Annotated in this window: 6 protein-coding genes; 3 read left to right on the top strand and 3 right to left on the bottom strand. The window is 59.7% G+C overall.

Translation table 11 applies throughout. The features are described 5' to 3' along the window. Positions 1-320: 320 nt before the first annotated feature. Both CYD26_RS22580 and CYD26_RS22575 read right to left on the bottom strand, forming a co-directional pair. Entirely contained in the window at positions 321-2702 is a 2382-nt protein-coding gene (locus CYD26_RS22580) for a PepSY domain-containing protein (protein WP_102053718.1), read from the bottom strand. Positions 2703-2806: 104 nt separating this feature from the next. Continuing rightward, entirely contained in the window at positions 2807-5059 is a 2253-nt protein-coding gene (locus CYD26_RS22575) for a TonB-dependent siderophore receptor (RefSeq protein ID WP_102053717.1), read from the bottom strand. Positions 5060-5278: 219 nt separating this feature from the next. Between CYD26_RS22575 and CYD26_RS22570 the strand changes: the two genes are divergently transcribed. Next, complete coding sequence (locus tag CYD26_RS22570; protein WP_099773616.1) at positions 5279-5959, top strand: Fe2+-dependent dioxygenase; 681 nt, start codon at positions 5279-5281, stop codon at positions 5957-5959. Between the two features lie 3 nt (positions 5960-5962). Then, positions 5963-6721: a tetratricopeptide repeat protein gene (locus tag CYD26_RS22565; RefSeq protein ID WP_102053716.1), complete on the top strand. Its 759-nt coding sequence runs from the start codon at positions 5963-5965 to the stop codon at positions 6719-6721. Between the two features lie 72 nt (positions 6722-6793). On the opposite strand, the gene CYD26_RS22560 is transcribed toward CYD26_RS22565, so the two are convergent. Continuing rightward, positions 6794-7957, bottom strand: coding sequence for a type III PLP-dependent enzyme (locus tag CYD26_RS22560; RefSeq protein ID WP_065759367.1), 1164 nt, complete (start codon positions 7955-7957; stop codon positions 6794-6796). A 504-nt stretch (positions 7958-8461) separates the two neighbouring features. Between CYD26_RS22560 and CYD26_RS22555 the strand changes: the two genes are divergently transcribed. Continuing rightward, entirely contained in the window at positions 8462-10045 is a 1584-nt protein-coding gene (locus CYD26_RS22555; protein WP_065759368.1) for a peptide chain release factor 3, read from the top strand. Positions 10046-10095 lie beyond the last annotated feature (50 nt).

Raw genomic sequence — 10095 nt, 5'->3', positions numbered from 1 at the left:
CGGGCTTGCCCGCGATGCAGCCGCCGCGAACTCACGGCCACCCCACCGACGCCATCGCAGGCAAGCCAGCTCCAACAGAAAATGCAACCTGTAGGAGCCGGGCTTGCCCGTGATGCAGACGCCGCGAACTCGCGGCCACCCCACCGACGACATCGCAGGCAAGCCAGCTCCAACAGAAAGTGCAACCTGTAGGAGCCGGGCTTGCCCGCGATGCAGACGCCGCGAACTCGCGGACACCCCACCGACGCCATCGCAGGCAAGCCAGCTCCAACAGAAAATGCAGCCTGTGGGAGGTTTGCCAACGCCTGGGCCGTCAGGCGTCAGTAGACATCCCGCCGGTAACGCCCTTGCTCGATCAGGTGCTCAACCTCGGCAGTGCCCAGCACTTCCTTCAGCACCGCATCGACCCCACCAGCCATGCCGTGCAGGCTACCGCACACATAAAGCAACGCCCCTTCGGCCAGCCATTGGCGCAACTCTGCCGCCTGTTCGCGCAGGCGATCCTGTACGTAGACCTTTTCTGCCTGATCACGGGAGAACGCCAGGTCCAGGCGTGCCAGTTCACCCGTACGCAACCACCCTTGCAGCTCTTCCCGGCAGAGGAAGTCGTGTGCTTCGTTACGCTCGCCGAACAGCAACCAGTTACGCCGCTCGCCTGCTTCGATACGCGCTTTGAGCAGGCTGCGCAGGCCGGCCAACCCTGTGCCGTTGCCGATCAGAATCAGCGGTGCAGGCGTTGCCGGGAGGTGGAAGCCGCTGTTACGCCGCAGGCGCAGGTTGATTGGGCTGGCCAGCGGCGCGTGTTCGGTCAGCCAGCCTGACCCCAGGCCCAGTGCGCCATCAGGGTGTTGCTCCTGGCGCACGATCAACTCCAGCATGCCATCGCTGGCAATCGAGGCGATCGAGTACTCCCGGGGGCTGATCGCAGGGTTGTTCTGCGGCAGGATCTCTACCAGATCACCCGCTTCCCAACGTGCCGGTTGTGCTGGCATCAGCCCGAGCAGGTACACGGCTGATCCTTGGCTTCCTGGGTTGAGCCGTTCGCGCCGGGTGAGCGTCCAGGTTTCGAAGGCTGGTGCTTGCCAGTTACTGGCGACTGGGCTGCCGGTCAACTGTGCCAGTTGTTCTTGCCACTGCTGCAGGGCGTGTGGGTCGGCGTTATCCACTTCTACCGGGGCGAAGCGGGCTTTGGCCCCGCGTGTTCCCAGCCAGTCATGCAGGCGTTTGGCGAAACCGCAGAATTGCGTGTATTGACGGTCACCGAGGGCGAGCAGGGCATAGTCGAGTGAGCCCAGCGCCCAGGGCTGGCCGAGCACCTTGCGCTCGAACGTACGGGCGCTGTCCGGTGCTTCGCCGTCGCCAAAGGTACTCACCACGAACAGGGCCTTGTTCGCCTGGCGCAGGTCGGTTTCGCTCAAGTCAGCCAAGGCCCGCACGTTTACCGCAAAGCCCGCCGCCTGCAACTGCCCGGCGCTTTGCCAGGCCAGTTGTTCGGCGAAACCGCTCTGGCTGGCAAAGCCCACCAACCAGCTGTTTTCACCCGATGCAGGCGTGATCATACCGTTGCGTGCGACGCGGATCTGGCGTTTCTTGCGCCGACGGTCGAGGTACAGCAACCAGCCAGTGATGAAGAACAGTGGCATGCTCAGGCTGGCCAGCATCGTCAGGACGCGCCCGGTCAGGCCGAAGTAACTGCCGACGTGCAGGGCATAGACACTGGCCAGCAGTTGCGCTTTGAACGACTTGTCGGTGAAGCGTTCGTGTTTACGCACCTGACCGGTGGCAGGGTCGAGTGTCAGGGTGTTGAAGGCTCTTTCGTGATCGGCATTGTCAAGCAGGTAGAACAGGGTGGCCGGTTGCCCACCAGCAGGCGGCAGGCGCAGGTTGTAGGTGCTCAGGCCTGGCCCGGCAGCCGTTTGCAGGCTGGACCAGATCGCATCGTAGTCAACCACCAGAGGCGGTGCGTTCTTGTCTGGCGCAGGTGGGCGGCCGCGGCCTTCACCGCGTTTGCGTTGCTCGCCTGCCACCGGCCCGTCGGCCAGCAGTTTGTTCAGGCCTTCGCGGTACCACTCGTAAGACCAGAACAGGCCCGTCAGTGCTGCGAGCAGGTAGAACACCAGGCACCAGGTGCCGGCAACCGCGTGCAGGTCCCAGTTGAAGGCGCGGCCTTTTTTCGCCCAGTCCAGGGTCAGCCAGTTACGCCAGTTCAGCGCCTGGCGCGGCCAGCGCAGGTAGAGGCCAGAAAGGCAGAAGAACACCAGCATCAGGGTGCAGGCGCCGGTGATCTGCCGACCGGTGTCGCCGATGGCCAGGAATCGGTGCAGTTGCAGCATCAGGCCGAAAAAGTCCTGGCCACTGACATCGCCTTGCAGCGCGCCAGTGTATGGGGCGGCATAGCGCATTTCGCCTCGCCGCTCGCCAGGTGGCGGGGTGAAGAATACCCGCGCGGCGTTATCGGTGCGGGTATCGACCCAGAGCATGGCAACCTTGTCGCCGTGCTCGGCCTCTACCCGGCGTACCAGTTCAGCCGGCGGCAATACACCGCCTTCACGCACGTGAACCTTGAGGGCTTCGGGGTTGAACAGACGCAGCAGCTCATCCTGAAATGACACCGCTGCGCCGGTAATGCCCATCAGTGCGAGTACCAGGCCTGCGGTGATACCGAAGAACCAGTGCAGTTGAAACAGGGTTTTTTTCACCACATCGACCACCTTGTCTTGCTGTATACCTGTGCGGGGTATGCACGCTGTCGAGATACATAAAAGCCCCGCTCACTGAAGTGGGCGGGGCTTTGCGTTGAGCTGCCTTAGAAGTGGAAGTTCGCGCTCATCAATGCGGTACGCCCTGCTGCGACATGAGCGTAATGGGTTTGGAATACCTGATCGAAGTAGCGCTTGTCGGTCAGGTTCTGTACGTTCAGTTGCAGGTCCACGTTTTTGGTCAGGCGATAGGTTGCCATCGCGTCATAGCGCCAGTAGGAAGGCACTTCTACCGAGTTGGCCTCATCACCGAAGCGCGAGTCGACAAAGGTTGCGCCGGCACCAACGGTCAGTTTTGGAACAATGTCGTAGGTTGACCAGAAGGTGAAGTTATTACGTGGCGTGCTCGGCATGTGATTGCCTTCGTTCGCGGCGGTAGAGGTCTTCACAATCTCGCTTTCCATGTAGGTGTAGCCACCATAGACCTTCCACTTCGACGAAAGGTTGCCCGAGTAGGTGAGCTCGACGCCTTGGACACGTTGCTCGCCATCAAGCACTTGATAGGTGGCGTTGTCCGGATCAGTGACGCGGGCGTTGGTCTTGTCGGTGCGGAACAGGGCTGCTGTCAGCGACAAGTTCTCGTCGAAGAAATCCCACTTGGTGCCTACTTCATAGTTGCGGTTACGTTCCGGCTCAAGGTTGCCATTGGCTGCTGTCAGCTCCAGGCCACCATTACCGCTGGTTTCACCCGAAGGGTTGCTTGAGGTCGACCAGGCGGCATAGATGCTGCCGTTCGGCAGCGGCTTGTAGACCACGCCAAGTTGGTAGTTCCAGAGGTGGGCGTTGTTTTCGCGGGAGAAGCTACCCGCAGGGGTCGTGCCACGTGCTGTTGCATAGCCGCTTGACTTGGTCTGGTAGTCGTCATATCGAAGCCCCAGGTTCAGCGACCATTGTTCGTTGAATTTCAGGGTGTCGAAGACATAAGCCGCACTGGTTTTGGTGTTTGTGTCGGTATATGCCGGGCTGTCGGTAATGGTTCCTGACCAGCTGTCATCAGGCGATGGATCATACAGGCTGGTGCAGTCACCCGAAGCTAGCAGCGCAGGGCTGCACTTGGTGCTTTTTCCCGCATCAGAGGTGACGACGTAGCCACGGTTATGGGTGTCGGCATAGGAAAACTCCAGGCCGGTGACCATGCTGTGCTCAATAAATCCGGTATTGAATTTGGCGCTCAGGTCGGTCTGGTTGACCCAGCCTTTTGAGGTCGAGTTGCGGTTTTTGGTCGAGCGATAGACCAGGCCGTTGGCCACGTTGTCTTTACTGTCGTCAGGGTTGGTAACGATGTAGTCGAGCGTGGAGCGTGACATGCGAAAGCTGTTGGACAGTGTCAGGTTCTCATTCAGATCGTGTTCGATCTTGATGGTCCCGCTGTCGTTGCTGCTCTTGCGGTAGTCACGATCATTTAAACCGTAGAAGTTGTCGCGATCGACGTTTGCGGGCTTGTCGACGTTGTACTTGCTGCGGTTTGCGCTCTTGGTCAGTGGAATGCCGTAGTCCGGCATGTCATCTGTATCCAGGTGGTAGTAGCCGACGCTGACGCGGGTATCGGTACCCAGGCCGAAGGCAAAGGAGGGGGCGACACCCCAGCGGCTTACGTCGACATCGTCACGCCCGGCAACGTTGGCCTCGTGCTTCATGAGGTTCAGGCGAAATGCCGAGGTGTCGGTCAACTGCTTGTTAAGGTCCAGGGTGGTGCGCTTGGTCTGGTCTGAGCCCCAGGTAAATCCACCGTTATAGGCATCGCCAAGTTTGGCACTTTTAGTCACCAGGTTCAGGCTGCCACCGGTGGAACCGGCGCCAGTGAACGCTGAACCAGGGCCCTTGCTGACTTCTACCGATTCGATGTTGAAGATTTCTCGGCTTTGCGAGGCGACATCGCGCATACCGTCGACAAATACGTCGCTCTCTGCGTTGAAGCCGCGAATGATCGGGCGGTCGCCTGCTGGGTTGCCGCCTTCACCTGCACCAAAGGTGATCCCCGGGGTTGTGCGCAAGGCGTCGGCCAGGCTGGTTGCGCCTGTATCACGGATCACTTGCTGCGGAATAACCGTCACGCTTTTAGGCGTTTCGCGTAGTGGGGCAGTGTATTTCTTCGAGGTTGCTGTGTCGGTCTTGTAAGAGGTTTCATCCTGCACGCTGTTGATGCTGGTGGCATCCAGAGCAATCGCCCCATCGTTGGCCGGTGCAGCTTCGGCAGCGTACGCTATGTGCGCAGTAGAGGTGGCGGTAATGGCCACACCGATGGCAGAAGCGAGCAAGCGTGGTGAACTGACAGCGGTTGGCACGTAGTGGCGCGACATTGTTATGACCCCTCCCAAGGTTTCAAGGCCGCGAAATGTAATGTAAATACATACGACTATCAATTGAGAAGAATTGTTATTCGTGTTGAATTTACAATCTTTACATTTTCATCCTGTGTTTTTTGCGGGCTCATTCGTCTTGGCAAGCGCTAAGGGCTTGTAGTGATGCAATAAGAATCAATATCATTGGCGTCTTTTCTGGCCTTAGGTATCCGCGCCATGCTTTTACACATTCCTGGTCTGTTTACGCGCGAGGAAGTGCTGCGTATTCGTGAGGCGCTGGAGCAGGCCGATTGGGCTGACGGCAAGATCACGGCGGGTTACCAGTCGGCCAAGGCCAAGCACAACCTCCAGTTGCCCGAGGGCCATCCATTGGCCAAGGAGATTGGCGCGGCCATGCTTGAGCGCTTGTGGGCCAACCCACGCTTCATGTCTGCGGCCTTGCCCTTCAAGGTCTTCCCGCCGCTGGTCAACTGCTACCGTGAAGGCGGCAACTTTGGCTTTCATATCGACAATGCCGTTCGCCAGCCCCGTGGCAGTCACGAGCGGGTGCGTACCGATCTGTCTTCGACGCTGTTCTTCAGCGACCCTGAGGAGTACGACGGCGGTGAGCTCGAAATTCAGGACACCTACGGACTGCAGCGGGTCAAGCTGGCGGCTGGCGATATGGTGTTGTACCCGGGGACGAGCCTGCACAAGGTCAACCCGGTCACTCGCGGTGCGCGTTATGCGGCGTTTTTCTGGACCCAGAGCATGATCCGCGAAGACAGCCAGCGTACCCTGCTGTTCGAGATGGACAACGCAATTCAGCAACTGACTGCCGACGTTCCCGATCATCCATCACTGATTCAGTTGACGGGGACGTACCACAACCTGCTGCGTCGCTGGGCCGAGGTCTGACGCATGGCCTTTCACCTACGCCGTGAAGAAGTGCTCGACGGCGATCAACTGGGCCAGATGCTTGAAGAAAGCCCGGCCAAGGCGGCCCAAGCGCTGTTGATGGCCGCGGGGCAGGGGATCGTCGAGGCCCAGTTGCTGCTGGGGCAGATACTCCTGGACGGACGCGGTATCGAGCGCGACCCGGCGTTGGCCCGACGCTGGTTCGCCATTGCTGCCAATCAGGGCAGTGCCATGGCGCATAACATGCTCGGGCGTTGTCTGGAGCATGGCTGGGGGGGCGAGGTGGATGTTGTCGAAGCCGCTCGCCGTTACCGCCTCGCGGCAGAGGCCGGGCTTGATTGGGGGCTGTACAACTATGCCAACCTGTTGGCCACGGGGCGTGGTGTCGCGATAGATCCTGGTGCGGCACTGCGCTGTTATCGGCAAGCCGCTGAGCAAGGGCATGCGAAATCCATGAACCTGTTGGGGCGCTACCTTGAGGAGGGTGTGCATTGCCCGGCCGATGTGTCGGCGGCACACGACTGGTATCGACGCTCGGCTGAAGGCGGGGACTTTCGTGGGCAGTTCAGCCACGCCGGGGTCTTGGCGGCGCGAGGGCAGGTCGAGCAGGCGCTGGGCTGGTTGCGTCAGGCGCTGGTTGCGGGGAATGCAAATTTTCTGACGGTTGCTGCCGCTGCGTTGGAGCAGGCGACACAGCCAGAGATTCGAGCCATGGCGCTGGCCTATCGCACTCGGCTTGGCGAGCTTGGCGTGATGCCGTAAAACAATCGCCGGCAAGGCCGGTTCCTGCAACCGCTGCAGGAGCCGAGCGTGCCGGCGATAAGGTTCAGCCGTTTACAGGTAGTAGGCTTTCAGCGGCGGGAAGCCGTTGAACTCTACCGCGCTGTAGCTGGTGGTGTAGGCGCCGGTCGACAGCCAGTACAGGCGGTCGCCGATAGCCAGGTTCAGTGGCAGGCCGTACTTGTAGTGCTCGTACATGATGTCGGCGCTATCGCAGGTTGGGCCGGCGATCACGACTTCTTCCATCTCACCTTTTTTCTCGGTCCAGATCGGGAACTTGATGGACTCGTCCATGGTTTCGATCAGGCCGGAGAATTTGCCCACGTCGGTGTAGACCCAACGCTCAACCGCGGTACGCGATTTGCGGGCGACCAGCACCACTTCGCTGACCAGAATACCGGCGTTGGCAATCAGCGAGCGGCCAGGCTCAAGGATGATTTCTGGCAGGTCGTCACCGAAGTCTTCCCTCAGGAAGCGGATGATTTCCTCGGCGTAGGTTTCCAGGCTGTTGGTACGGGTGATGTAGTTGGCCGGGAAGCCGCCACCCATGTTAATCAGCTTCAGTTCGATGCCGTCTTCGTCTTTCAGACGCTCGAAGATCACTTTGACCTTGGCGATGGCCGCGTCCCAGACGCTGATGTCGCGCTGTTGCGAACCCACATGGAAGGAGATGCCGTAAGGCACCAGGCCCAGGTCGCGGGCGAGGATCAGCAGGTCCATGGCCATGTCGGTCTGGCAACCGAACTTGCGCGACAACGGCCAGTCAGCGGTGGTCGAACCTTCGGTCAGGATACGCACGTAGACTTTCGAGCCCGGTGCGGCCTTGGCGATGTTGCGCAGGTCGGCTTCGGAGTCGGTGGCATACAGGCGCACGCCCTTCTCGTAGAAGTAGCGGATGTCCTTGGATTTCTTGATGGTGTTGCCATAGCTGATGCGGTCTGGGGTGACACCGCGGCCCAGCACTTTGTCGAGCTCGTAGATCGAGGCGATGTCAAAGCTCGAACCCTTGTCGCGCAGCAGATCGATGATTTCGACCGCCGGGTTGGCCTTGACCGCGTAGTAGACCTTGGCGAATTCGAAGCCAGCACGCAGGTCGTCATAGGCCTGGCTGATCATCTGGGTGTCGATAAGTACGAACGGGGTTTCTTGCTTGTCGGCGAAGGCCTTCATTTTTTGAAAGGTTTCGCGCGCGAAGTAGTCTTCGACCTGAATCGACATGCTTAGGGACTCCATGGGCAAACTAAAAAAATAAGTGGCTGCAGCTGAGCGCCCTCCGTATCCCCACTTTGGTTCGCCTACTTCCCAAGGCATGTCGCCGAAAGCAAAAAGGTCAACCGTGCGGTGAAAAAGGCGCTACGGGTGACCTTGCTGTCTCGTCGTCAGTACTTGAGCCGGATGGATCGTTTCCAGCATGGACGCTCGGCGCGAACTTTAGGACTTGAGGGGTTCAAGATCAACAAAAAATGTCGCGTTTTTGCACACGTCTGTCGCCCGGCGTTGCGCAGTCTCTTTGTAACCGAGCCGCATGACAGCTGGATGTCTTTGAAAACAGTCCACATCGGCTCATGCCAAGGCCATTGCTGCGGCCGTTGTACCGGGGCTTGGCCGCCGTACGATCGCCGTGTGTGAGCCTGCCGCGGCCGTTGGGAGTCTCGACTTTGGTCCACCGGCAAGTTCGGGTATAATTTTGGCCCTTTTGAATCCCCAGTCAGGCGATTTCCCATGACCAACCAGGCCGCCGAAGTCGCGAAGCGTCGCACTTTCGCCATTATTTCCCACCCCGATGCGGGTAAAACCACCATCACCGAGAAGCTCCTGCTGATGGGCAAGGCGATTGCCGTCGCCGGTACGGTGAAATCGCGAAAGTCCGATCGCCATGCCACCTCCGACTGGATGGAAATGGAGAAGCAGCGTGGCATCTCCATCACCACCTCGGTGATGCAGTTCCCTTACCGCGATCACATGATCAACCTGCTCGACACCCCGGGCCACGAAGACTTCTCTGAAGATACCTACCGCACGCTGACAGCGGTGGACTCGGCGCTGATGGTCCTCGACGGCGGTAAAGGCGTTGAGCCACGTACCATTGCCCTGATGGATGTCTGCCGCCTGCGCGACACGCCTATCGTCAGCTTCATCAACAAACTCGACCGTGATATTCGTGACCCGATCGAGTTGCTCGACGAGATCGAAGCGGTCCTGAAGATCAAGGCCGCGCCGATCACCTGGCCGATCGGCTGCTACAAGGACTTCAAGGGTGTTTACCACCTGTCCGGCGACTACATCATTGTCTACACCCCGGGCCACGGTCACGAGCGTACCGAGGTGAAGATCATCGAGAAACTCGACTCGGACGAGGCCCGCGCGCACCTGGGTGATGAATACGAGCGTTTCATCGAGCAACTGGAACTGGTTCAGGGCGCTTGCCATGAGTTCGACCAGGACGAGTTCATGAACGGTGAGTTGACGCCGGTGTTCTTTGGTACCGCGCTGGGCAACTTTGGTGTGGACCATGTCCTTGACGCCGTGGTCGACTGGGCGCCGCGTCCGCTGCCGCGTGTAGCCAATGAGCGCACGGTGGAGCCGACCGAAGAGAAGTTCAGCGGTTTCGTCTTCAAAATCCAGGCGAACATGGACCCGAAACACCGCGACCGTATCGCCTTCATGCGGATCTGTTCGGGCCGTTACGAGAAGGGCATGAAGATGCGCCATGTACGCACCGGCAAAGACCTGCGTATCGGCGATGCTCTGACCTTCTTCTCCTCCGAGCGTGAGCAACTGGAGGAAGCCTGGGCCGGCGACATCATCGGTTTGCATAACCACGGCACCATCCAGATTGGCGACACCTTCACGGAAGGTGAGAATCTGGGCTTCACCGGCATTCCTCACTTTGCCCCTGAACTGTTCCGCCGCGTTCGCCTTAAAGACCCGCTCAAGTCCAAGCAATTGCGTCAGGGCCTGCAGCAGTTGGCCGAAGAAGGCGCGACCCAGGTGTTCTTCCCCGAGCGCAGCAACGACATCATTCTCGGTGCCGTGGGTGTTCTGCAGTTCGATGTGGTCGCCAGCCGTTTGAAGGAAGAGTACAAGGTTGAATGCGCCTACGAGCCGATCACCGTGTGGTCGGCCCGCTGGATCCAGTGCGACGACAAGAAGAAGATCGAGGAATTCAAGGTCAAGGCCATGGAAAACCTGGCCATCGACGGTGGTGGTCACCTGACCTACCTGGCGCCGACCCGGGTCAACCTGGCACTGATGGAAGAGCGCTGGCCAGATGTGAAGTTCCGCGCCACGCGCGAGCACCACTAAACCTCGCCGGCAAGCCCGTTCCTGCAACCCAGCACGCCTGAGGCTGTTGT

This window comes from Pseudomonas sp. FFUP_PS_473 (genome assembly GCF_002858665.1).
In the GTDB taxonomy this organism is placed as follows: domain Bacteria; phylum Pseudomonadota; class Gammaproteobacteria; order Pseudomonadales; family Pseudomonadaceae; genus Aquipseudomonas; species Aquipseudomonas defluvii.
The sequence above is the reverse complement of the archived record's forward strand: the minus strand, read 5'-3'. Positions and strand labels throughout refer to the sequence as shown.

Bases quoted from the DNA above. Each gene is read 5' to 3' on its own strand.
- CYD26_RS22565 (WP_102053716.1), top strand. From the start codon at position 5,963: ATGGCCTTTCACCTACGCCGTGAAGAAGTGCTCGACGGCGATCAACTG.
- CYD26_RS22555 (WP_065759368.1), top strand. From the start codon at position 8,462: ATGACCAACCAGGCCGCCGAAGTCGCGAAGCGTCGCACTTTCGCCATT.
- CYD26_RS22575 (WP_102053717.1), bottom strand. From the start codon at position 5,059: ATGTCGCGCCACTACGTGCCAACCGCTGTCAGTTCACCACGCTTGCTC.
- CYD26_RS22570 (WP_099773616.1), top strand. From the start codon at position 5,279: ATGCTTTTACACATTCCTGGTCTGTTTACGCGCGAGGAAGTGCTGCGT.
- CYD26_RS22560 (WP_065759367.1), bottom strand. From the start codon at position 7,957: ATGTCGATTCAGGTCGAAGACTACTTCGCGCGCGAAACCTTTCAAAAA.